25 protein-coding genes are annotated in these 24,067 nt (G+C 39.0%); 24 read left to right on the top strand and 1 reads right to left on the bottom strand.

What is annotated here, in order from left to right; genetic code table 11:
- Window positions 1–23: 23 nt before the first annotated feature.
- Window positions 24–284 carry a metal-sensitive transcriptional regulator gene (locus IGK86_RS12690; RefSeq protein WP_016616575.1) on the bottom strand — a complete coding sequence of 87 codons (261 nt, stop codon included), beginning with the start codon at window positions 282–284 and terminating at the stop codon, window positions 24–26.
- A gap of 168 nt (window positions 285–452) precedes the next feature.
- Between IGK86_RS12690 and IGK86_RS12685 the strand changes: the two genes are divergently transcribed.
- The 24 genes from IGK86_RS12685 (at window position 453) to IGK86_RS12570 (ending at window position 23,803) form a co-directional block, all read left to right on the top strand.
- Window positions 453–767, top strand: coding sequence for a rhodanese-like domain-containing protein (locus IGK86_RS12685; protein ID WP_016616574.1), 315 nt, complete (start codon window positions 453–455; stop codon window positions 765–767).
- Window positions 768–2,417: an FAD-dependent oxidoreductase gene (locus IGK86_RS12680; RefSeq protein ID WP_016616573.1), complete on the top strand. Its 1,650-nt coding sequence runs from the start codon at window positions 768–770 to the stop codon at window positions 2,415–2,417. It begins immediately after the preceding gene.
- Window positions 2,410–2,709, top strand: coding sequence for a rhodanese-like domain-containing protein (locus IGK86_RS12675; RefSeq protein WP_002355066.1), 300 nt, complete (start codon window positions 2,410–2,412; stop codon window positions 2,707–2,709). Before IGK86_RS12680 ends, IGK86_RS12675 begins: the two co-directional genes overlap by 8 nt.
- 171 nt (window positions 2,710–2,880) lie before the next feature.
- A complete protein-coding gene (locus IGK86_RS12670; protein ID WP_002361088.1) occupies window positions 2,881–4,047 on the top strand; it encodes an efflux RND transporter periplasmic adaptor subunit in 1,167 nt (388 codons plus the stop codon).
- The gene (locus IGK86_RS12665; RefSeq protein ID WP_002367351.1) at window positions 4,040–4,714 is read left to right on the top strand and encodes an ABC transporter ATP-binding protein; all 675 of its coding nucleotides are present in this window, start codon (window positions 4,040–4,042) and stop codon (window positions 4,712–4,714) included. Before IGK86_RS12670 ends, IGK86_RS12665 begins: the two co-directional genes overlap by 8 nt.
- Window positions 4,711–5,919 carry an ABC transporter permease gene (locus tag IGK86_RS12660; protein WP_438742541.1) on the top strand — a complete coding sequence of 403 codons (1,209 nt, stop codon included), beginning with the start codon at window positions 4,711–4,713 and terminating at the stop codon, window positions 5,917–5,919. Before IGK86_RS12665 ends, IGK86_RS12660 begins: the two co-directional genes overlap by 4 nt.
- 379 nt (window positions 5,920–6,298) lie before the next feature.
- Window positions 6,299–6,964, top strand: a complete 666-nt coding sequence (locus IGK86_RS12655; RefSeq protein ID WP_010713768.1) for a helix-turn-helix domain-containing protein — start codon at window positions 6,299–6,301, stop codon at window positions 6,962–6,964.
- 96 nt (window positions 6,965–7,060) lie between these two features.
- A complete protein-coding gene (locus IGK86_RS12650; RefSeq protein ID WP_010707075.1) occupies window positions 7,061–8,509 on the top strand; it encodes an amidase in 1,449 nt (482 codons plus the stop codon).
- Between the two features lie 65 nt (window positions 8,510–8,574).
- A complete protein-coding gene (locus IGK86_RS12645) occupies window positions 8,575–9,102 on the top strand; it encodes a histidine phosphatase family protein (protein WP_002359138.1) in 528 nt (175 codons plus the stop codon).
- Window positions 9,103–9,223: 121 nt separating this feature from the next.
- Entirely contained in the window at window positions 9,224–12,037 is a 2,814-nt protein-coding gene (locus IGK86_RS12640; protein WP_025193930.1) for a sigma 54-interacting transcriptional regulator, read from the top strand.
- A gap of 71 nt (window positions 12,038–12,108) precedes the next feature.
- A complete protein-coding gene (locus IGK86_RS12635) occupies window positions 12,109–12,510 on the top strand; it encodes a PTS sugar transporter subunit IIA (RefSeq protein WP_010713770.1) in 402 nt (133 codons plus the stop codon).
- Window positions 12,511–12,529: 19 nt separating this feature from the next.
- Complete coding sequence (locus IGK86_RS12630; protein WP_002355078.1) at window positions 12,530–13,024, top strand: PTS system mannose/fructose/N-acetylgalactosamine-transporter subunit IIB; 495 nt, start codon at window positions 12,530–12,532, stop codon at window positions 13,022–13,024.
- 23 nt (window positions 13,025–13,047) lie between these two features.
- Window positions 13,048–13,797 (top strand): PTS mannose/fructose/sorbose/N-acetylgalactosamine transporter subunit IIC, encoded by a 750-nt coding sequence (locus tag IGK86_RS12625; protein WP_002355079.1) that lies wholly within the window; start codon window positions 13,048–13,050, stop codon window positions 13,795–13,797.
- A complete protein-coding gene (locus tag IGK86_RS12620) occupies window positions 13,797–14,648 on the top strand; it encodes a PTS system mannose/fructose/sorbose family transporter subunit IID (RefSeq protein ID WP_010713771.1) in 852 nt (283 codons plus the stop codon). Before IGK86_RS12625 ends, IGK86_RS12620 begins: the two co-directional genes overlap by 1 nt.
- 11 nt (window positions 14,649–14,659) lie before the next feature.
- Entirely contained in the window at window positions 14,660–15,763 is a 1,104-nt protein-coding gene (locus IGK86_RS12615) for a DgaE family pyridoxal phosphate-dependent ammonia lyase (RefSeq protein WP_104877056.1), read from the top strand.
- A 3-nt stretch (window positions 15,764–15,766) separates the two neighbouring features.
- Entirely contained in the window at window positions 15,767–16,507 is a 741-nt protein-coding gene (gene dagF, locus IGK86_RS12610; RefSeq protein ID WP_104877057.1) for a 2-dehydro-3-deoxy-phosphogluconate aldolase, read from the top strand.
- 226 nt (window positions 16,508–16,733) lie between these two features.
- Window positions 16,734–17,072 carry a hypothetical protein gene (locus tag IGK86_RS12605; protein WP_227301158.1) on the top strand — a complete coding sequence of 113 codons (339 nt, stop codon included), beginning with the start codon at window positions 16,734–16,736 and terminating at the stop codon, window positions 17,070–17,072.
- A complete protein-coding gene (locus IGK86_RS12600) occupies window positions 17,072–17,410 on the top strand; it encodes a hypothetical protein (protein ID WP_016616808.1) in 339 nt (112 codons plus the stop codon). The genes IGK86_RS12605 and IGK86_RS12600 overlap by 1 nt, the downstream gene beginning before the upstream one ends.
- Before the next feature lie 30 nt (window positions 17,411–17,440).
- Window positions 17,441–18,295 (top strand): hypothetical protein, encoded by an 855-nt coding sequence (locus IGK86_RS12595; RefSeq protein WP_258150200.1) that lies wholly within the window; start codon window positions 17,441–17,443, stop codon window positions 18,293–18,295.
- 11 nt (window positions 18,296–18,306) lie between these two features.
- Window positions 18,307–18,612, top strand: coding sequence for a hypothetical protein (locus IGK86_RS12590; RefSeq protein ID WP_002408974.1), 306 nt, complete (start codon window positions 18,307–18,309; stop codon window positions 18,610–18,612).
- 15 nt (window positions 18,613–18,627) lie between these two features.
- Entirely contained in the window at window positions 18,628–18,891 is a 264-nt protein-coding gene (locus IGK86_RS12585; protein ID WP_002408975.1) for a hypothetical protein, read from the top strand.
- Window positions 18,892–19,273: 382 nt separating this feature from the next.
- Window positions 19,274–21,187, top strand: coding sequence for an endonuclease MutS2 (locus IGK86_RS12580; RefSeq protein ID WP_010776133.1), 1,914 nt, complete (start codon window positions 19,274–19,276; stop codon window positions 21,185–21,187).
- 87 nt (window positions 21,188–21,274) lie between these two features.
- Window positions 21,275–22,720, top strand: a complete 1,446-nt coding sequence (locus IGK86_RS12575; protein ID WP_016616805.1) for an alkaline phosphatase — start codon at window positions 21,275–21,277, stop codon at window positions 22,718–22,720.
- Between the two features lie 111 nt (window positions 22,721–22,831).
- Window positions 22,832–23,803 (top strand): dimethylarginine dimethylaminohydrolase family protein, encoded by a 972-nt coding sequence (locus tag IGK86_RS12570; RefSeq protein WP_010713775.1) that lies wholly within the window; start codon window positions 22,832–22,834, stop codon window positions 23,801–23,803.
- The last annotated feature ends 264 nt before the right edge of the window (window positions 23,804–24,067 follow it).

Genomic DNA, 24,067 nt, shown 5'->3' with positions numbered 1-24,067 from the left:
TCATTGAATAAGTTTGCGTTGTTTTACTTTTTGACAATCATATTGATTGCTTGTGCTAATCGCTCTTTTTGTTCTTTAGGATCTTTTTCAGGATTTTCAAAGCAATGCTTTAAATTCTCCGCAACAATCATCCCCATCACGCGATCAATACTAGAACGGACCGCACTCAACTGAGTGATAACATCGATACATTCTTTTTCTTCATCAATCATTTTTTGAATCCCGCGAATTTGACCTTCTGTGCGGCGTAAACGATTCAGCACTTTCTTTTTTTCTTCAGTCATTTTGCCCCTCCTTAAGAGTAGTGATTGGTTTAAAATATACCTACACGAGGTATTTTTGTCAACTATCTTTTCTTTGAATCTAAAAATGGCAGAAATCTCTTCAGTTGACAAGTCTAACTTTTTTATGTTAAATATACCCCATAAGGTATATAAGAGAAGGAGAAAAAGATGTTATTTCAATTGTTTAAAAAAACGCCAAGTATTTCAACAAAGGAATTGCAGTCACGTTTATCTAAAGAGATAACGTTATTAGATGTCCGAACACCTAGCGAATACCGAGCAGGGCATATTCCACAAGCGATTAATGTCCCACTTAACAAAATTCCCGCCTACAACAAACCCGCTAACGAGGTCTATGTGATTTGCCAGTCCGGCATGCGCAGTAAAAATGCGGCCAAAATTTTAGCGAGAAAAAACTATTACGTGATTAACGTTCGTGGCGGGATGTCCCAATGGTCTGGTCAAATTAAAGGAGGAAAATAAATGAAAATTGTAATTATCGGAGGCGTGGCTGGTGGTATGTCAGCAGCGACACGTTTACGTCGCTTAATGGAAGATGCTGAAATTGTTGTCATGGAAAAAGGCCCTTTTGTTTCATTTGCAAACTGTGGTTTGCCTTACTACGTTTCTGGCGAAATCGCAGAAAGAGAGCAACTGCTTGTTCAAACACCCGAAGCGTTAAAGGCACGGTTTAATTTAGATGTTCGTCCTCACCATGAAGTGGTGGCGATTGATCCAATAGAAAAAGTGATCACAGTGAAACATGAAACAGAAATTTTAACAGAACACTATGACAAATTAATTTTATCACCAGGGGCGAAACCTTTTGTGCCACCAATTACAGGATTGGCAGAAGCCAAAAATGTTTTTTCATTAAGAAATGTTCCTGATTTAGATCAAATTATGACAGCCTTGACACCAGAAACAAAACGAGCCGTCGTGATTGGCGCAGGCTTCATTGGCTTGGAAATGGCAGAAAACTTGCAAAAACGCGGATTAGAAGTCACTCTCGTGGAAAAGGCACCCCATGTTTTACCGCCATTAGACGAAGAAATGGCCGCTTTTGTCAAAACTGAATTAAGCAAAAACAATGTTCAAGTAATTACGGGACAATCTGCGGTTGCTTTTGAAGAAGAAGGGCAAGTGATTCGCTTAGAAGACGGTCAAACATTAGCTTCTGATTTAACCATTTTGTCGGTGGGTGTCCAACCAGAAAATACCTTAGCAGTTGAAGCAGGTGTAGCAACTGGTTTACGTGGCGGTATTGTTGTTGATGAACACTATCAAACGAATCAACCCGATATTTATGCGGTTGGGGATGCTATTGTAGTGAAACAACAAATCACTCAAGAAGATGCGCTGATTTCTTTAGCTTCTCCTGCCAATCGCCAAGGACGTCAAGTAGCGGATGTGATTGCTGGGTTAGAGAGAAAAAATCAAGGGAGCATTGGGACTGCCATTGTGCGAGTCTTTGATTTAACCGCCGCTTCAACTGGTTTAAGCGAACGAGCTGCTAAAGCTGCTGGACTAACAACAGCTGTTGTGCATATCAGTGGAAAAGACCATGCGGGGTATTATCCTGGTGCAACAGATCTTCAGTTAAAATTAGTTTTCCATCCTACGACAGGGGAAATTTATGGCGCACAAGGAATTGGGGCAAAGGGCGTAGATAAGCGGATTGATATTCTTGCGACCGCTATTAAAGGACAGTTAACTATTTTTGATTTGCCTGAATTAGAGTTTACCTATGCGCCGCCGTTTGGTTCAGCGAAAGATCCCGTGAACATGTTAGGTTATGCAGCGATGAACCTTGTAGAAGGATTGAGTGAAAACGTTCAATGGCATGAGTTATCCAACGAATTAGCTAAGGGGGCTGTTTTATTAGATGTCCGTAATCCCGCCGAACGAGCCAATGGTCAATTTAAAAATGCTGTCTCTATTCCTTTAAATGAGTTAAGAGAACGTTTGGAGGAATTAGACAAGTCAACGGAGTACATTGTTAGTTGTCACAGCGGTTTGCGTAGTTATATTGCAGAACGGATGCTAAAACAAGCAGGCATCTCAGCCAAAAATTTAGATGGTGCTTTTGCGCTATATCGAATGGTAAAACCGGAGGAACTAGAAAATGTATAACACGATTGGCATGCCTGAATTTTATCAGGAAGCAAAACGAAAAAAATTACCGATTATTGATGTACGAGAAGAAATGGAATACCAACTGGGGCATGTCCCCCAGGCCATCAACTTACCTTTAAGTACTTTAACCGAAAATTATCAGCAATTAGATAAAAACCAACCCTATTATCTGATTTGTCAAATGGGATCGCGCTCCGCACAAGCGTGTGCGTTTCTCAGTCAACAAGGGTATCAAGTAACCAATGTTCTAGGTGGTACATCTGGCTGGTTGGGTCAATTAGAACAATAAAATAACAAAAAACGTTTATCCTTTTACACAGGATAAACGTTTTTTTGTTAGATAAAGATGTGTCAAAACTGTAAGAGGAATGATAGGAAGATGAAGGGACCAGTTTTTTTATTCATTATATACTAAATAAAATGACAAACTCGTCAACAGAAATCAAGGAGGAACAAATAAATGAAAAAGTCAGGCCAGAAGAAGCGAAATAAAAAAGTGTGGTTCGGTATTGGTGCCGCAGTGGTCGTCGTCGGATTTATCGGAGCAAAAACAGTTTTTTCTTCAAAAGAAGTTGAACCTGAATACACAACGTATACCATTACAGAAATGGCCTCATTAAAATTAGATGGTCAAGTGAGTTTTCTAGATACTCGGGATATTTTCTTTGATCCTTCTTTAGGAAAAATTGCCGAAATAAATGTTGAAAATGGTAAAGAAGTCAAGAAAGATAGTCCATTGTTAACGTACAATAACTCAGACATCCAAGCCACAGAAACAGAACAAGCGAATGCCGTTAATCGGAACAATCTTCAAGTTCAACAAGCACAAGAGAACGTTAACTTAGCCACTCAAAAATACAATGAAGCGTTAAACAAAGTTGCTGCAGCCAAGCAAAAATTAAACACCGCAAAAGAGGCTGAAGAGAAAGAAACACTAAATGCGGAAATTCAGCAATTGAATGAAGCCGTTAGTGCTGCGAATAGTGAAGTCGCCCAAGCTAACCAAGCCCTTCAATTAGCCAACAGTGATGCCGTCGGAGCAGCAAACACGCTTGAACAAACACGTGGCAAAGTTAACACAGTCGTTACAGCACCAATTGATGGCCAAGTCACTGTCGATGCTAGTGCCATGAGTAGTACCGACAAACCAGTCATTAAAATTGCAACACAAAAGAAAAATATTCAAGGAAAAGTAACCGAATATGATTACGATAAATTACAGACAGGGGAAGAAGTAACAGTGACGACCGTTGGTTCAGGCAAATCAGCGCCAGGCAAAATTGTTTCCATTGCGCAAACCCCAATAGCTAAAAATGAAGGCAATCCAGTAGTGAGTTATCAATTTACAGTAGAAGGTGATTTTCCTTGGGCAGAAGGCTTGTCTACTAGTATCGCTGTGCCACAAAAGCAAATGATTATACCGACAGCAGCAATCCAAAAAGAAGGCGAAAAAGAATTTGTCTATGTTTACAAAGCGGGCAAAGCGAAAAAAACACCGATTGAAACAGAAACAAATTTAGGTCGTAAAGTTGTCAAAAGTGGCTTGAATTGGAAAGACCAAGTGATTGCCAATCCCAATAAAGAATTAAAAGATAATCAAGATGTTCAGGTAGCTGCCAATGATTAAGCTATCCCATATTCATAAATATTATTATTCCGAAGAAGAAACACTGCATGTGTTAGATGATATTAACCTCCAAGTAGACGCTGGAGAATTTTTAGCGATTATGGGTCCTTCTGGTTCTGGGAAATCGACTTTGATTAATTTGCTAGGCTTTATTGATAAAAAGTTTGAAGGAACGTATTTATTTGAAGACCGTGAAATTGGCGACTTTTCTGATAAGGAACTATCCCGAATTAGAAATGAAGCAGTCGGCTTTGTCTTTCAGAATTTTAGTTTAATTGAAACACTAACAGTTGAAGAAAACATTGAATTACCTCTTTTATATAGTGGGTTAACCCCAAAAGAAGCCAAAGATCGTGTCCACGAAGTTCTGACAAAAGTCGGCTTGCCAGATAAAGGCAAGAAGCATCCAAAACAGCTTTCGGGCGGACAACAACAACGTGTGGCTATTGCGCGTGCGATTGTCAATCGGCCAAGTTTTATTATTGCAGATGAACCAACTGGGGCTTTAGATAGTAAAACATCGGAAGAAATTTTAACGCTCTTTCAGCAATTAAACAATGAAGGTGTCACCATTATTTTAGTGACACATGATGAAGAAACAATTGAATACTGCAATCGTTTGATTAAAGTTCGTGATGGAAAGATTTTAGAGGAGGTGCTGACATGAAACGTTCAATTATTTGGAAAACCGCCTTCCGTTCCATTTTGAAAAATAAGCGACGCAGCTTGTTAACGATGCTAGGGATTGTCATCGGGATCGCTTCGGTGATTACCATCGTGGCTATCGGTAACGGCTTTAAAGAAGACATGGTCGATAAATTATCTACTGAAAAACAAAAAGAAAATGTGAAAAAGATTTCTTTTTCGGCCTACAACACTTCGGATATGTTTAGTGACCAAGCGATGTTTACCGACAATGATTTAGGGGTCGTGCGCATGGTTCCTGGCGTAGAAAAAATTGATTTTGATCAAAGAGAAGTTGATGGCGCCCAAAAAGGTACACTGAATTTTCAAGCAGGACCGAAAAATCTTTCTGTAACCTATGAACTTGCCAACAAAACCACCAAAGAATTGTTGGCGGGACGCCAACTGAATGATGGAGACAATGCAAAACTGGATAAAACAGTGGTGGTGGATGAACTGGTTGCCAAAGAACTCTACCAAGACCCAACTGCAGCAGTTAATCGAACTTTTCCGTATAAAGATCAACTTTTTACCATTGTTGGCGTGACAACCAATACCAGCGGTGCCATTGGTCCAGGTAATGATGACTCATTGCTTTATTTTCCCAAAAAGACCTATGAACATTATTTCGGCAAGCTAAAAGATACATCTACGTTGAAGCTAACAGTAGCACCTGGCTATCAACCAGATCAAGTATTGAAAGAAACAATAAAAACTCTCTCTCAACAAGGAACCATGAAAAACAGCGGGACGTATCAAGAATATAATGTTAAAGATACCATCAAAGAAATGGGCTCTTTATTAAATAATTTAACCTTGTTTATTTCCGCAATTGCGGCCATTTCACTGGTAATTGCTGGGGTCGGCGTTATGAATATGATGTACATTTCGGTTTCAGAACGGATTAAGGAAATTGGTATCCGACGTGCATTGGGCGGGACAGCCAGTGATATTAAAAAGCAATTCTTAACAGAAGGAATTGCCTTGACCTTAATCGGCGGAATTACTGGTTATCTTTTAGGAATGATTATTGCCTACTTAGCATCAATGGCACTACCGTTTTCTGTTCGTCCAGATTTAATGACCGTTTCATTAGCCATTGGGATTTCTGTCTTTATCGGGGTTGTATTTAGCTATTTCCCTGCCTCGGCAGCTTCGAAAAAAGACTTGATCGATATTATGAAATAAATACAAACAGCAAAAAAACAGCCACTTTTGGCTGTTTTTTTTAGTGAAAGTAGAAAAAAATCCAAAGATTTCAAGAGAAAATAGCTGACAAACGTCAAAAGGTTGATATTAGCTACCAACCTTTTGACGTTTGTCAGCTAAATAAAAAGAAAAAAATTGAAAAAATAGCACGTTGAGGATTAAATAACAAATATTTTTTAAATAAGACTATTAGAAAGCCTTTATAAATCAGGGATTATAGGAATGACTGTTAATGATTGATTTGCTTGTAAATTTCTAAATTTTAATTCGAAAAATTTCCAGTATACTAAATATATCAAAACAAAACACGAAAATTGAGAAAATTTTGAACTAAAAAAGAATTAAGGAGGAATCAAGAATGAAAATAATGGTCATCACAAAAAATATTTTATCAGAAACTGCTTTTCAAAACCGCTTACAGCATTTAGATCACCAAGTTTTTTGTACGACGTGTTTGATTGGTGAAATTAAGGAAAGTCATTTGTTTTATCGAAAATTTGATGCCATCATTCTCAGCGAAACGATTCCTCGCAAAGAACAATATTTATATCTAAAGGAATTAGCCAGAGTTAAAACGCCGTTGTTTCTTCGCTCGGAAGACATTCCTACCTCGGAAGAATTGAGCATTAGCTATCAATATGGCATTCTCAATTGGTTACGATTGGATGCGACTTTGGATACATTAAGAGAAAATCTCCTTTTGGCAGAATTAAATAAACCCATCCAACGAGAAGATGAAAAGTTAGATGTAGAGGGAATAAAGCTAACAGCCACAGAACGTGCACTACTGGCTGTCTTGTATAGTACGCCAAAAGAACACTTACCAATGGAACGCCTTTGTAAATTAATATATGACACAGAAGAAACAGCCAATAATCGAAAAAAAATGACCAAACAGCTGACAAAATTAAATAAAAAAATTCAAGTAGGGGGCTTTAAAAAACAAGGTATCCAAAATACACGGTATAAAGGCTACAAACTGCATCCGCAGTTGCTTCCTTACATTGGCGAATTATTTACTTAAAATAAAGAAACTCTTGACGAATGAAAATCACCATCACAGGATGACCCCTAAAAACCATGCTATACTAATAAGGAATAGTATAGGAGGTGGGTCTGTATGAAAGACGGACTATATTGGGTACAACAATTAAAAGAACAGAAAGTAAGTCACACAGAACTCTTAAAGGATATTGAGAAAAAAGTCCAAAAGTTAAATCCAAAGATCAATGGCTTTGTAACCTTTGACAGCCAAGAAGCAGAAGCAACTTATCAAAAAAATAAACAGCAGGACACACTATTTGCTGGTTTGCCATTTCCTTTGAAAATGTTAGGCCAAGAAAAAGCGGGGTGGTCGGCAACGGCCGGCTCGCAACTTTTTAAAAATAGTACTGCAACAACGACCTCTAACTTTGTCAAACAAGCAGAAACGATTGGTTTGATGCCCTTAGGACAAACCAACGCCCCAGAGTTTGGCTTTAAAAATATTACGGATCCTGCGCTTTACGGGCCAGCCCGCAATCCTTGGAACCTGGAACATTCGCCAGGCGGTTCCAGTGGCGGCGCTGCCGCAGTTGTCGCTAGCGGGATTGTACCTATCGTCGGCGCTAGTGATGGCGGTGGCTCCATCCGAATTCCCGCCTCTTTTAGTGGCTTAATTGGCTTAAAACCTAGCCGTGGCTCCATGCCTGTCGGCCCAGAAGGCTGGCGGGGCTGGCAAGGTGCCTCGATTGACTTTGCGTTGACTATTTCTATGAGAGACACCAAAGCATTATTTTATGGCCTACGTGGTAGCCACAGTGGCGCCCCCTACCAAGCGCCCTTGGCAGAATGGCAAACACACCCTAAAAAACAACGGCTAAAAATTGCTCTGTGTACCGCTTCGCCTATCGGCTCACTGATTTCGCCAGAAGCAACACAAGCGGCGAAACAAGCGGCTGATTTTCTGGCAGCAGCTGGTCATGAAATCATTGAGATTCCTTATCCAGTCGATGGTGCAGCGCTGATTCGCTCCTATTATCAAATGAACGGCGCAGAAACTACAGCGATGATGAATAGCATTCAACAGGGGCTCGGGCGCCCAATTCGTAAAGAAGAAATCGAACCTTTTTCATGGACCATGCATCAATTTGGCCAAAAGATTCCAGCAGCCACCTATGTTCATTCATTACAGTTGTGGGATCAAGCAGCAGTAACGATGGAAGAACTTTTTCAAAAATTTGATCTGTTTTTATCCCCAACAACGGCTTTTTCAGCACCAAAAATTAACGAAGATTTGCAAAGTGAGCACATTCGTCAACGAATGGCGCAAGCAGCAGAATTAACAGAAGCAGAGCTAGCTGAATTAATCTATGATTATTTTGATAAAAGTTTACAGCTAACACCGTATACTCAACTAGCTAACTTGACAGGACAACCAGCCATCAGCTTGCCCACACATGTGACAGCAACGGGGTTACCCTTAGGTATTCAATTGTTGGCTGCTCGTGGACGTGAAGATCTCTTGTTCCAAGTAGGTGAACAGTTTGAGCAAGAAGGCAAATTTAAATTACCAGAAAGTTACCGCTAAATAGGGTGTTATTGTGACCAAATTTCAGATAAAATAGACACAAGACAAAAAACTGAGGTGGAAAAATGCTGTACGTAGTGAGACATGGTGAAACAGATTATAATGTGGCCCGTAGAATTTGTGGTCATGCGGAAGCGCAATTGACCGAAAAAGGCTATCAACAAGCGGAATTGGTAGCTGAAAAAATTGCCAAACAAGGAATTCAAATCGACCGTTTACTGGCATCCCCTTTAAAACGGGCGCAAGAAACAGCCCGTAAAATTGCGGAACGAAATCAATTGACGATTGAAACAGAACCTCGTTTAATTGAGATGAATTTTGGCATTTATGATGGTGAACCGATTGAAACAACGGCTTTCCAAGAAAATCGTTCTGAGATTTCCTTGCCGTTTCCAGAAGGGGAATCAGTCCTAGATGTCGCGGGTCGAATTTATCCCTTGATTGAGGAAGCCTTGGCTTCAGAGGAAACTTACCTATTTGTTTGCCACAATGCGGTTATGCGAGTCATTGATAACTACTTCAATGGCAAAAAAATCCAAGATTTCTTGGACTTTCATTGTGAAAATACACAACTTGTACAATACGGAGAATAAAAATCAAGTCTTTAATCTTTTGGTTAAAGACTTGATTTTTTTTATGGTAAATAAGAAACCGCTTCCGTTTTAATGTATAATAAATTAACTTTTGGATCAAAAAAGAAATGGGGAAAAGACTATGAGAATTGATAATATTCATCAAGCGTTAAAACAGTTTCACGTACAAAATCCAAGTAGCAAAGTAACCTTGTTGCCCGCAACGGCTTCGCAATTAAGTCAGGCCTCTGGCTATACCCGAACCGCTGTTAGTGAAGAGCTTTCAGAATTAGTGAGAAAAGACCAAGTCGTTAAAGTTAAATCAAGACCGGTGTTATTTTTTGATAAAGACTACTTAGAGGAACAGTTTCCTTTTTTTAAAAGTAGCACGTGCTACGATTCCCTCGCTTCGCTGCAAGAGGACATTTATCAACAGACAGAACAGATACATAAGAAAAAGCAGCTACTGAAAATGAATCCATTTGCGAACGTAATTGGTTTTGATGGGAGCTTAGCAGACGCCATCAAGAAGTTGAAAGCCGCTATTTTATATCCGCCTAATGGCTTGAATATTTTACTTACTGGAGAATCTGGAGTTGGGAAAACCTTAATTGCAGAACAATTACACCAATTTTATCAAGTTAAAATGAACCAAGAAGTTCCGTTTATTTATTTTAATTGTGCAGAATATTTCAACAATCCAGAATTATTAACTTCTCATCTGTTTGGCTATAAAAAAGGCAGTTTCACTGGTGCCGTCAATGACCAAAAAGGCTTAGTAGAGTTGGCAGATGGCGGTTTTTTATTTTTAGATGAAGTCCATCGATTAACGAGCGAAGGCCAAGAAAAATTGTTTACAGTTTTGGATAAAGGGTATTTTACACGGATGGGTGAAGCCGAAAAACAAAGAAATGTATCGATAAAATTTATTTTTGCAACAACCGAAGCAGTCAATCAACATTTTTTGAAAACGTTTTTAAGAAGGATCCCTGTGACATTAGCCATTCCAGCTTTAGCCGAGCGCTCTTTGAAAGAAAAAATTCAATTGATTTTGTCCTTTTTCTTAGAAGAAAGTCAACGGATTCAAAAGAATATCTATATTCGTTATGAGGCGTTGAAACAATTAACATTTACTCATTTTGAAGCCAACGTTGGCGAATTGAAAGCGGCGATTCAATTTATGAGCGCACAAGCCTATTTAGAAGTGTTCGATCAATTAACGGAAACTATTTGCATTGAAGCAAACGAGGGGACAGTCAAAGAGCAACCTGATGTAGAAAGTCTGCTGGCTTTTAATGAGTGGATACCTAACGATGGCCTCACGATTCAATACAACCATTTTTATTTAAGCAGTCAAGAGTTACTCAAATCGGAAAGTCTGAAAAATGATCGTTTTTATAATTTTCTATTGAAAGAATATGCGGATTTGAAAAAATTAACTCTTTCGACAGAGGATGCGCTAGCAATCATGCAAAACAAAGTCGAGCAACTTTATGATATGGACATTTTTGCTCAAGAACCGCTAGCCTTAGAGGCCATTGACGAAACATTGCAGCCAAAAATTCAAGAAGCCATTGTCTTTTTTGAACAATTAATCCAAGAAAAATTGACAGAGGATTTCCAGAATATTTTAATTGTCCACCTTTATTCTGCTGTTTTTTATTCTGCACAAATGAATGAAACATTTTATTCAGATACCAAAAATATCTATTCTGGCAAAGTCACCCAGTATCAAGCTGCTAAGACCATGGTGGACTTTCTACAAACATTGTTTGGGATTTCTTTTGCTGATACGGAAATCCTCTTTTTTGATCTATTTATTCGTAAAGTCACAGCTAAAAAAAGAGCGCACTCAGTTGAAGAAAACTGTGGCGTTATCGTCGTTGCTCATGGTACCGCGACGGCCAGCAGTATGGTTGAGTACACCAACCTTCTGTTTTCAACAACGGTCATGCGTGCAGTTGATATGCCGATTAATCAATCCGTGGAAGAAACATTAGAAAAAGTCCGTACAATTGTAAAGCAAAATCAGTATAAAAAAATTATTTTAATGGTGGACATCGGTTCCCTGGTTTACTTTGGTAATGCTATCAGTCAAACGTTTCAAATGGAAGTGCTGCTAATTAGCAATATCAATCTCTTAACATTGCTAGAAGTGGCCCGAGAAGTCATTTATGAATCGACGGCGTTTGAGTATCTATTACCAGTCTTAAAAGAAAAAAATCATCGCGCCTTGATTTGCAGTAAAGGTCGCTTCAACGAGGCAAAAGTTCTCATTATTTCCTGTCTAACTGGCATGGGGACTGCTATTAAAATTGAACAGTTGTTACTAAAAACTTTTCCTAATGAATTACTAACGAATGTACGCATCATTACTTTAGAGAAAAGAGAAGTGGAAGACATTGATCGTTTGCATTCTTTTGTTCGAAAAGAAGAGAAAATCGTTGGTATCATTGGCACCGTAAAGACAGAAGTGCCAGATATTCCGTTTATTTCTTTACAAGATTTACTATCGAAGCGGGGCATTCAGCTAGTTTTCGAATTATTAGGCCATCATTTAGAAGAAAAACAAAACCAAGAGTTACTAAAAAAAGTTTCAGCTAAATATATTCAAGGATTATCAATCGAAGCTATTACAGACTTACTAACGGTTTTGAATCCTACAACCATTTCAATCGAATTAGCTAAGATTTATTCAGACATTTGCTTGCAAACTAAAATAAAAAGTGACGAAAAGGTTTTACTTCGTTTTATCATTCATTGTGCTTGTATGTTAGAACGGCAATTGTTGAATCCAGAATATGACCCGACAGCTTATGAAGTGTCATATCGAGAGTTGCCAGAAGCTGTATCTGTCATAAAAATGGCGTTTCGACCGCTTGAAGTGTCCTATAATTTGTTGATTCCACCTTTGGAAGTGCGCTATATTTATGAATTGCTCTTTGAAAAGGCTTAATTCAAACGGAAATGAAAGTTGGCACACTTATTGCTTTTAATAAAATGATTAATTAGCAAAGGAGTTTGTTTATGGAAAATGAACCAATTTTACTTTTAACACACAATGGTTGGGGCTTGGAATTAGTCAAAAGCGTCCAGATGATTGTTGGAGAAGTCACAAATGTACATGAAGTAGCATTACAAGCAGAGGATTCACTGGGGGATTATTTAGAACGAGTCACAGAAAAAATTGACCAGTTAACGTGGCACAACCAGTTGCTAATTTTAACAGATGTTAAAGGTGGCACACCTAGTAATGTTGCATTGCGTTTATCAAAAGATTATGACCTCCTGATTGTGTCCGGATTATGCACATCGTTATTATTAGAATCCGTCATGAAACAAAGTGGTCCTGGATTTCGTTTACAAGATGCAGAGCTGATTCAACAAGCAGCAGTAGACAGTTGTCAAATTTTAGAAATTCCAAAATAAGAAAGTACAGGTGAACAGAATGTCAAAAATCGTATTAACAAGAGTCGATAGCCGTTTAATCCATGGACAAGTAGTGACTAAATGGTTACAACAATCAGGTGCAAATGAAATTTTGGTAGTGAGTGATGAACTAGAGCAAGATGAATTTTTACAAAGTATTTATTTAATGGCGGCGCCTCCAGGGGTTTCTGTAGTAATTAAAGGGATTGAAAGTGCCAAAGAATATTGGGAATCGCAAGAAAAGGAAGAGAAAAAGGTGTTATTTTTAGTGCCAGATTTAACGACCTTAAAAGCGATGGTGGACCAAGAAATTATTAAAGAGGAGATTCAAGTTGGTGGCTTAGGTGGCGGACCAAATCGGAAAAATGTTTTAAAAAATATCAATTTATCTGAAGAAGATGTTGCAATTTTGACTGAACTTTTAACGAAGGGCATCCATGTTTTCTTCCAAGCGATTCCCGAAGAAAATCCCCTACCAATTCAAAAATTAATTGAAAAATATCAATCACTATAATCAGAGAAAAAGGAGAGAATCATATGGGCGTTTTAGGTGTTTCAATTATTATGGGACTTTATTATTGGTTTGCACGTTTGCGTTTTGGGTACACATTTTCAGGCATGCTGTCTCAGCCATTAGGTGCAGCGTTGGTGGCTGGTTTAGCAACAGGAAAACTTAGTGAAGCAATGGTTGTAGGTGCGGGGATTCAACTTGTTTATCTAGGAGTCACCTCCACACCGGGCGGCAATGTGCCTAGTGATCCGGCTTTAGCTTCAGCAATTGCGATTCCAATTGCTTTAGGTGTGGGAATGAATGCCGAGGCGGCTGTTGCACTAGCTGTTCCTTTTGGTGTGTTAGGCGTCTTTATGGATCAATTACGGCGGACCATCAATGCGACGTGGGTGCATATGGCTGATAAATATGCAGAAGAGTTAAATTATGGGGGGATTTACCGAGCTGCGTTTGTTTATCCAGCTTTAGCGGGATTTTTAATTCGCTTTCCTTTGGTTTTTGCGGCGAACTTTTTTGGTCAATCTGTGGTGAATAAAGTCTTAGAAGTTATCCCAGCATGGTTGATGCACGGCTTTGAAGTAATGGGTGGTATTTTACCAGCGTTAGGATTCGCCTTAACAATTATGGTAATTGGCAAGAAAAATTTGATTCCTTATTTTTTAATCGGTTTTGTTGCAGTAGTATATTTTGGCGCAGAAGTTATGGCCGTCGCTATTTTAGGAATCTGTATTGCCTTTTTAGTTAGAAACAAGGCATTGAGTGAGGAGGCAGCATAATGGAACAAATGACACAAGCAAATGAACAACAATTGGAACAGAAAAAAATTACTAAAAAAGAATTATCCAAAGCCTTTTGGATTTATCAACTAGGCTGTGAATTATCAAATTCTTATGAACGTCTTCAAAGTTTAGTTTTTTGTGCATCGATGATTCCTGCAATTAAAAAACTTTACGCAGACGATGAAGAACAACAAAGAGAAGCTCTGAAACGTCATTTGAATTTTTTTAATACTGAAGGAACAGTAGGAGCTTCCATTCAAGGGATTGCAATTGCTATGGAGGAAGAAAAATCCAATGGCGCAGCGATCTCTGATACGGCGATCACATCGATTAAAACTGGGCTGATGGGTCCGCTGGCTGGGATTGGCGATTCAATTATTTGGGCAGCATTAATGCCGTTAATCATTTCCATTTTTATTCCAATGGCTAAAGGAGGTAACGTGATTGGAAGTATCGGTCCGTTGGTTCTGTACACAGCCATTACGTTATACATCAGTTGGACGTTAGTGAATAAGTCCTATACATTAGGGCGTAATTCAATCTTAAGTTTGTTAAAAGACGGCAAAATTAAGCAAGTCATTTATTCAGCGAATGTTTTAGGAATGATGATGATGGGCGCTTTAAGTGCGAGTTATGTTAAAATTGTTAGCCCGATGACGTTTAAAGTTACTGGCGGTGCCACAATTGTTTTACAAGATATCCTAGATCAAATTATGAAAGGCTTACTTCCTTTAGCAGCAGTCATGGCTATTTATTTTTTCATGGTAAAAAAAGGCCCACGTTACGGTATCATTATCGGCACGATAGTCTTAGTTAGTTTGGTCACTTCATTCTTTGGTTTGTTATAAAGGAGAAAATAATGAATAGTTACGAAAAATTCCACTTAAAAGAAGTCATCAATGCTTCTGGGAAAATGACCATTCTAGGTGTCTCCAAAGTTTCGGAGGCAGTCCTAGCGGCTCAACGATTCGGCGGCGAACATTTCTTTGAAATGAGTGAACTTAGTCTGCAAACAGGGGCCTTTTTAGCCAACTTGTTGAAGGTAGAAGATGCCCAAATCGTTTCCTCGGCTTCGGCGGGGATTGCCCAATCGGTGGCTGCCTTGATTGGAAAAGGCAGCTTGTACCACGCATATCATCCCTATACAGAAAAAATCGAACAGCGAGAGATTGTTTTACCTAAAGGGCACAACGTGGACTACGGCACGCCTGTAGAAGTCATGGTAGCGCAAGGCGGCGGCCAAGTGGTGGAAGCTGGCTACGCCAACATGTGCAGTCCAGAACACGTGGAAATGATGATTTCCGAAAAAACAGCGGCCATTCTATACATCAAAAGCCATCATACCGTGCAAAAAAGTATGCTGACGGTGGCCGAAGCGGCCAAAGTGGCGCAACGCCACAAGGTGCCGCTAATTGTTGACGCGGCAGCAGAAGAAGATCTTTTCAAATACACTGAAGCAGGCGCTGATTTGGTGATTTACAGCGGCGCCAAAGCCATTGAAGGGCCAAGTGCCGGTTTAGTGGTCGGGAAAAAAGAATACATTGACTGGGTGCGCCTACAAGGTAAAGGCATTGGTCGAGCAATGAAAATTGGCAAAGACAATATCCTGGGCTTTACGCAAGCAGTGGAAGAATACTTGGCGCATGGCAGTGAATCAGGGGCTTCGATGCAAGAACGCTTAAAACCGTTTGTTGAAGCCATCAACAACTTGTCAGATTTAACCGCTAAAATCGTCCAAGATGGCGCTGGACGAGACATTTATCGCGCCAGTGTCAAAGTAGACGGCAGAAAAACCGCTAAGGAAGTCATCCAAGCATTAAAAGCAGAAAGTCCAGCCATTTATACGCGTGAATATCAAGCCAACAATGGCATCATTGAATTTGACATTCGTTCTGTCAATCAAGAAGAAATGAACAAAATCGTGCAACGATTACAAGAAATTATGGACACAAAGGAGAAATAAGCCATGTCATTAAAACCTAATTATTTAGAAGAACGCATTTGTTTAAACGTCTTAGCCAATTCAGTAGAAAATGCCCAAGCCTGTTATGAAGCAGCAGAAGGGCATGTTGTGTTAGGCGTCCTTTCAAAAAACTATGAAACCGATGAGGCAGCCATTGACGATATGAAAAAATACCAAGCAGCAACCAACAACGCTTTATCTGTCGGCTTAGGGGCTGGCGATCCTAATCAAAGTCAAATGGTGGCTCGCTTATCAGAAGTTTTACAACCGCAACACGTGAACCAAGTCTTCACAGGTGTCGGCGCTTCGCGGGCCTTACTTCGTCAAGACGAAACAGTGATTAATGGCTTGGTTTCACCCACAGGCAAAGTTGGCTATGTCAACATTGCGACAGGTCCGTTAAGCTCGGGTGCGCCAGCGGCAGAAGTACCTATCGAAACCGCCATCAAATTGTTGAAAGACATGGGGGGCAGTTCCATTAAATATTTCCCGATGAAAGGCTTGGCTCACAAAGAAGAATACCAAGCAGTAGCAGCAGCTTGTGCCAAGTATGACTTTTATTTAGAACCAACAGGGGGCATTGATTTAGAAAACTTTGAAGAAATTGTTCAAATTGCGGTGGATGCGGGCGTTAAAAAAATCATTCCTCATGTTTACAGCTCAATTATCGATCAAGAAACAGGGGACACTAGAACAGAAGACGTGAAAACGTTACTAACCATGATGAAAAAGACATTAGTTTAATGAGAAGAAGCAAGAGAGGAAGCGAATCATTCCTTTCTTGTTTTTTACTGATACAATCAATACGCTAAATAATTATAATAACTAAAAAATATTTAGCTTATCTTCACATTTTTTTATAATCTATGGTAAGCTATTATTAAGGAACGGAATAAGAAGAGGTGAAGTGTTGAAGAAAAAATGGTGGATAATTGTAAGCGGAATCATTTTGCTGATAGGAGGAGTGAGCGTGTTTGGTTATCGAGAAAGTGTGGAACGGAGAAAAGAACGAGAGTTAATTCGAATGGAAACGATGACGGCGAAGCAAATTAAGAATACTTTTGCGGATGTAGTTGAGATTGAGTTTTCGGAAAAATATGGAAGAAATACGTTGACTGGTTACATTCTAGTTGATGTAACAATAGCTACAAGTTACGGAGTGACTTCTGAAATCGGAGTAAGTATGTCGCTTAATGATAATAATAGTCAATCATACTTAGGGACGGCTCCATTACCAGAATTAAAGGAAGGAAAAACAGAGAATGAAGTGAACGTTATTTTCTCTGATAAAACAGAAAGGAGCTTATAGTGATAACAGAAGAAGAATTAAGAGACTTGAATAATGAAGTTTATCGAGTTGACTCAAATTATAAAGATACACAAACTAAATTTAAATATACAGATAAAAATATGGAAGATTTGAAAGAATTTGAGCGAAATGAATTTAAAACAAAAAATGGTCAAAATTTCAAAGTCCTCTCCATCAAAAACGGCGCCCATAGTTTCCAAGCCATGGCTGTTGCACCAATTGTGAAGGGACAACCAGACGTTTCGCAAGTGACAGTTGTCGCAGCAGGAACTTACCCTTCTGATGAGAACGACTTGAAAGCTGCTGCTAAAGGCCTGGCGCCAAATGGTTCGCCATAAGCAGATGAAGCACTTGAGTATATTGGAACTTTGCTTGAAACGCATCCAGACTGGATAATTACGCAGTTGACTGGTTACTCACAATCTGCATATATGCTGAAAGTTGGCGCTCATTTTCAAATTGCTACAACGGTTTTTAGCGGTTGGTTTCAATATGGTTCTTTAACCAAAGCAGAAGCGAATTTTATGAAAGGAAATCCGCATTTGTTTTTGAATTATCGACAAAAGAATGATGATGTGACAAAGTGGAATGACTTTAATTCACACTGGGGTAATAGCGATGATTTTGGCACGATTATTTGGGTCGAAGGCAAAAGCCATGCATTAGATAGCTGGTCGTTTGATGAAAAAACAGGTCAGCTGAAAATTCCAGAAAAATCTGGGAATTTAGAAGGCTATATGCGTCAGCAAGGGGCGCAAATCATGCGACACTACACGGCACAAGTTACAAGATTAACTCAATTAAAAAGTCGCTTAACAGCCAGCGGTGGCGTCCTTTCTGTTAATGAGCGAATTTATTTAGAAGACCAGCAGGCTCTATTAGCGGTGGACACAGGACGTACAGCGTTTCAAAATGCCATGACCAATGTGATGAATATTTACCAACGAGCCATTCAAGAAGCCGAGGAATTATGGCAGAATACCTTGAAAGAAGCCTACAGCCAAACAGCGATTCTCTCCGATGGTGAGATGAGAGAGTGTTTAGCCACAGCAGGTGCAACGCAGCAAAAAATAGTTGGTGAACCAACGGAATTTTTCCAAGAAAAAATTAATCAGATTCGAATGATGGCTGAAAAATTTCAGCAGTTAGCTCAAGAAATTAAACAAAAAATTCAAGAATTGGTCCAAAGAGATCGAGCCTTAGCCCGACAACTAGGGACGTAAAAGGAGAAAAAATGAAAGAAGAACAAATTATCGCTGCTTATCAACGAGAACGTTGGCAATTAGAAGATGCGGAGAATTATTTGAAAAACTATCAACGTAAAGGTGAGCAGTTAATTGAGGAGACGTTATCAAAGCTACAACGAATCGTTCAGAAAGCTGAAGTTGACAGTGAAGTGTTTGCTCAGGCAAAACAAGCGATTATGCGCCTAGAATATGAATATAATGAAGGAATTGCCAAAAAGAAAAAACAACTCATGCGGCAGCAAGACGAATTAGAGCAGCAATATCGCCAAGATCTTCGCAATCTCAAAAATTAGTAAGGAGCGTTCGATTTGGAAGAAATAGTAGAAAAATTGTTTAAAGAATTACAAAAAAGTTTAGAAAAAATTCGTGTTCAAACAATTGGAAGGGTGAACGCACAAAAGGCTTATACGAATCAGCAAAAGGCACAAAAAGAAGGAAAAGTCGCAATTGAAAGTGCTAAAAAAACAGTCTCTTCAACTGAGCAAACCTTGGAAGGTTCCTTAAAAGGACAATTTGGTAAAAAAATCACAGAAGTATTGAAAGAGCAACAACAAACTTTGGATAAATTATAAATGCCATATTGATGAGCGGTATTTTGTATCTATACATATTTCTTTATTTATTTGACTTTCTCCACCAGATTTGCTACTCTCAAGTGGAGAATAAATAAAAACCAACAAATGAATGTGGGGTATTTTGGTGAGTGTCGTAGGTATCTAATTGATAAGTTGAATAACCAGTGAACCAAGCAAGGTTTATTTGGTGTGCTTAGAAAGTGATACCTGTCAGTCATCTCATTTACTAAATACCTCCTTTAGAAGAGGTTTCTTTAGTAACCTTTATCCAATGATAAAGAGGACAGCGGTAGAACGCTGTCCTCTTTTTTCTGTAGAAACTGGTTTTTATTTAAAGGCGCCAGGTATTCTTTTCGTGATAGAAAGGAAGAAAAAACAAATGAATCATGAAACCATTCAAAAATTACAATTTACAACAATTCTTAAAGAAGTTCAAACACGTGCGATTGGCGAGTATAGTAAAGAACGGTTGGCGAAAATGGTCCCTGCAACACGTTTAGAAACAGTGCAGTCCCGCTTAACGGAAACAACCGAGGCCCGTTTAATTATTGATAGCGGACAACACGTCCCTTTCATGGGCTTGAGTCAAATTACCCGCTTGCTTCAACAAGTGAAAAAAGGCTTAATCCTTACACCAAACGAATTGATTGAGGTGGCTGACTTTTTAAGAAGTAGTCAGCGAATCCAGAAGTTTTTTGAAAAAAATCAATACCAAACACCACGCCTATTTAGTTACAGTCAGCACTTAGCTGATTTCAGAGCAATCGAAGAACAAATTTATACGAAAATCCATAACCAAAAAGTTGCCACCGATGCTTCCCGTCAACTTCGAAAAATTCGGCGTCAAATCAATGAATGCCAACAAGACATTGAAACAAAAGTCACCAAATTTTTACGCAATAAAAATAATCAACTGTATATTCAAGAAAATATGATGGTGAAAAAAGGGGAACATTACACGGTACCAATCAAAGCTAGCTATAAAAATAAGGTTTCAGGCACAATCATTGAGCAATCCAATAAAGGACAAACGGTCTTTATTGAACCTGTAGCAATTAGTAAATTAAATGAACAATTGACACTCTTAAAAGCGGAAGAAACAGCGGAAGAATATCAAATTTTGGCAGAACTAACAGGGTTAATCAATGAGCAAGAACGACTAGTCGATCAAGCCGTCGATACAATGACCACCTTAGATATTATTTTTGCACGAGGAAAGTATAGTCGCGAAATTGGTGGGATTACGCCAAAAGTAAACAAAGAAGAACGCTTGCGCATTGTTCAAGGAAAACATCCTCTTTTATTAGAACACGCAGTACCATTGACGTTTTCTTTAGGAGCAGAGTATCGAGGACTTGTCATTACAGGTGCCAATGCTGGTGGTAAAACGGTTGTCTTGAAAACGGTGGGCTTATTGACTGTCATGACACAATTTGGGTTGCAAATTCCAGCACAAGCGGGCACAGAGATTCCAGTATTAGATGAAATTTTTGTCGATATTGGTGATCAGCAAAATCTGGAAAATGCGTTAAGCACTTTTTCTGGGCACATGAAAAATATTGCGGAAATGTTGCGTAACGTTAAGCGACACACACTTGTTTTATTAGATGAAATTGGCAGTGGCACCGAGCCGAACGAAGGAGCTGGCTTAGCGATTGCGATCATGGAAACGATGTATCAAAAGGGAGCCTTGGTAGTTGCAACGACCCATTATGGTGAAATTAAACGTTTTGCCCAAGAGCATGACGATTTTGTGCCCGCCGCAATGGCCTTCGATCGTGAAACATTAACGCCCAAATATCAATTGAAAATTGGTGAAGTTGGCGATAGTCAGGCGCTTTGGATTGCACGTAAAATGAAGATGGAGCCACAGCTCATTGAAAAGGCGGCTCATTATATTCAGCGGAAAGAATACCCTACTAATCGAAGTCTATTTAAACCCCTGAAAGCAAAAGAAACGACCTTTGCCACGTTTGTAGAAGAAACACACCGTTATCAAAAAGGTGATCGTGTCCTATTGACAGAAACACAACAAATTGGGTTGGTTTTTACAGATGAGGGTGAACAAGAAATCCAAGTATTTGTGAATGATAAAATTGAAAATGTACCACGAAGACGGTTGAAATTACAAGCGAAAGCACAAGATCTATATCCGCAAGACTATGATTTAGAAAGTTTATTTACAGATTTCCATGAACGAAAGAAACTCAAAGATATTGAACGCGGCTCAAAAAAAGCGCAGAAACAATTACGCAAAGAGGCCGAAAAAAGAGCAGCAAGACGCGACAAATAAGGAACTTAACAGAAGCAATACAACAACTTAACACTTTGTTTACTTGTTATTTATCAGAAATCAACTAAGACTTGTTATAGTCAATGTATGGGTAGATATGAAGGAGGAAACAAGGAAATGAAGAAAAGAGCTTTGCTAGGGGTTACCTTATTAACATTCACAACATTAGCGGGTTGTACAAATTTATCTGAACAGAAAAGCGGCGAAAAACAAACAGAGGTTGCTGAAGCGAAGGCAACTGAATCTGAAAAAGCACCAGTAAAAAATGTTATTTTTATGATTGGAGATGGCATGGGGAATCCGTATACAACGGGCTATCGCTATTTCAAAGCCAATCACTCAGACAAGCGTGTTCCCCAAACAGCTTTTGATACCTATTTGGTTGGGCAACAAGCCACTTATCCAGAAGATGAAGAAGAGAATGTCACCGATTCAGCGTCCGCAGCGACAGCGATGGCTGCCGGAGTAAAAACCTATAATAATGCTATAGCGCTCGATAATGACAAGTCCAAAACAGAAACAGTGCTGGAACGTGCGAAAAAAGTGGGGAAATCAACGGGGCTTGTAGCAACATCTGAAATAACACATGCAACCCCTGCTGCATATGGCGCACATAATGTTTCACGCAAAAATATGGCAGAAATCGCCGATGACTATTTTGATGATAAAATCGACGGACAACACAAAGTCGATGTGTTACTTGGCGGCGGCTCCGAATTATTTGCGCGGAAAGATCGTGATTTAGTCAAAGAATTTTCCCAAGCGGGTTATGGTCATGTCACAGATAAAAAGTCGTTAAATGAGAACCAAGACGACAAAATTTTAGGCTTGTTTGCACCAGGCGGGCTACCTAAAATGATTGACCGAACGGAAGAAGTCCCTTCATTAGCTGATATGACAGAAGCGGCTCTTCAACGGTTAGATAAAAATGAAAAAGGTTTCTTTTTAATGGTTGAAGGTAGTCAAATTGATTGGGCCGGGCATAGCAATGATATTGTTGGCGCGATGAGCGAAATGCAAGATTTCGAAGCGGCGTTTGAAAAGGCTATCGATTTTGCCAAAAAAGATGGTGAAACATTGGTGGTTACAACTGCAGATCATTCAACAGGTGGCTTGTCTTTAGGCAAAGGAGATCAATACAACTGGTTGACGGAGCCTTTACATGCGGCAAAACGCACGCCTGATTTCATGGCAGAAGAAATTATTAAAAATGGTAATGTGGAAAAAACAGTGACTGAGTATATTGATTTTCAATTAAGTGAGGCTGAATTGAAAGCAGTGAAAACAGCTGCGGAGTCAAAAGATGTTGAAAAAATCGCTCAGGCATTAAGAAAGATTTTTGATGAACGATCGAATACTGGTTGGACTACTGGCGGACACACGGGAGAAGATGTAAATGTCTATGCTTATGGCCCACAAGCAGAAGCTTTTTCAGGACAAATTGATAATACAGACCAAGCTAAGATTATTTTTGGCTTAGTAGATGGCACCGGGCAAAAAGCTGAGATTAAAGATAAAGGTATTGGCAAATAACAAAATAAAGAAAAAGCAGAACTTCTATACGTTCTGCTTTTTCTTCATTAAAGGCATAAAAATTTTATCTCTGTTATAATGAAGGTAACCAGATAAAAGTGAGGTCAAATAATGAAAAAAATGCATGTTGAAAGTGAATTTGCACCGTTGCGTTCAGTTGTTTTAGCACAATCGCAATTTTGTTTACCAGATAAATTTGATGAAGCGGATACGACTTTTTTAACAGAGGAAAATGCCCGTTTAACACAGAATAATGAAGGGCGTGATTTAGCAGACTTTGCACCAGAACAACAAGTTCGTTGGGAAAAAGAAAAAGAAGTCATGCAAGGAGTATTAGAATCTTATGGCGTAGAAGTATTTCGTCCACGTTTATTGACAAACTATGAAAAAGAACATGGCAAGGAATTGGGCGTAGGATATAGTAACTTCTTTTCACGAGACCCTTTTTTTACAATTGGCAATCTCTTAATAGAAGGAAACTTAAGATTTCAACACCGTCGACAAGAAATTTTACCAATTCGTCCGATTATTCAGCAGTGGACACAAGAAGCAGAAGGCTATTATTTTGCTGCGCCACAACCTGACATTTCTGAAGGGGCTTTAAGTGAAGCAGGTCCCTTTATTGAAGGCGGCGATGTTTTAGTTCTAGGAAAAACAATTTTTGTGGGCTACTCTGGCTTGGCAAGTAACCTAGCAGGAATTCAGTGGTTAGCCAATATGATTGGTCATTTTGGTTATGAAGTGGTACCGGTTCGGTTACATCCGCATATTCTCCACTTAGATTGTGCGTTAAGCTTGTTGAGAGAAGGCTTGATGATTGTTTGTGAAGAGGCCTTTTTGGATGGACTTCCTGCGCAATTAGCAAACTGGGAAAAAATTCACGTTACTTTGCAAGAAGCAGCGTATTTAGTGACAAATGGTCTACCGCTTAACGAAGAAACGTATATAACGGACCAATCGTTTACAACCTTAATTCCTCAAATAGAAGCAAAAGGTATCAAAGTTGAGGCAATTGATTACCATGTTTCTAGAATGTTAGGTGGTTCTTTCCGTTGTACAACGCAAGCGTTGATTAGAGAATAGTCAGCGAGTGATTATCAATTTTCGTAAGAAAAAATGTACGTTTTGTCTATGAAAACGATATAATTTTAGTTTTCACTATTTTTTTTTAAAATATTGAGGAAATTTTGATTTAATAAATGCGAGAAAACGTCAAAATGTTAGTGTTCATTACTAATGTTTTGACGTTTTCTCGCTGTTTTTTTATAAAATTACCACTTTATAAATGGGGAAAAACAATATCTCTTTTGAAAATTACGTTTTCAAAGACACGAAAAGTCGTTGGAA

Source organism: Enterococcus sp. DIV1206 (assembly GCF_051712485.1).
Classification (GTDB): domain Bacteria; phylum Bacillota; class Bacilli; order Lactobacillales; family Enterococcaceae; genus Enterococcus; species Enterococcus faecalis.
This window is presented reverse-complemented; position numbering and strand designations above follow the sequence as displayed.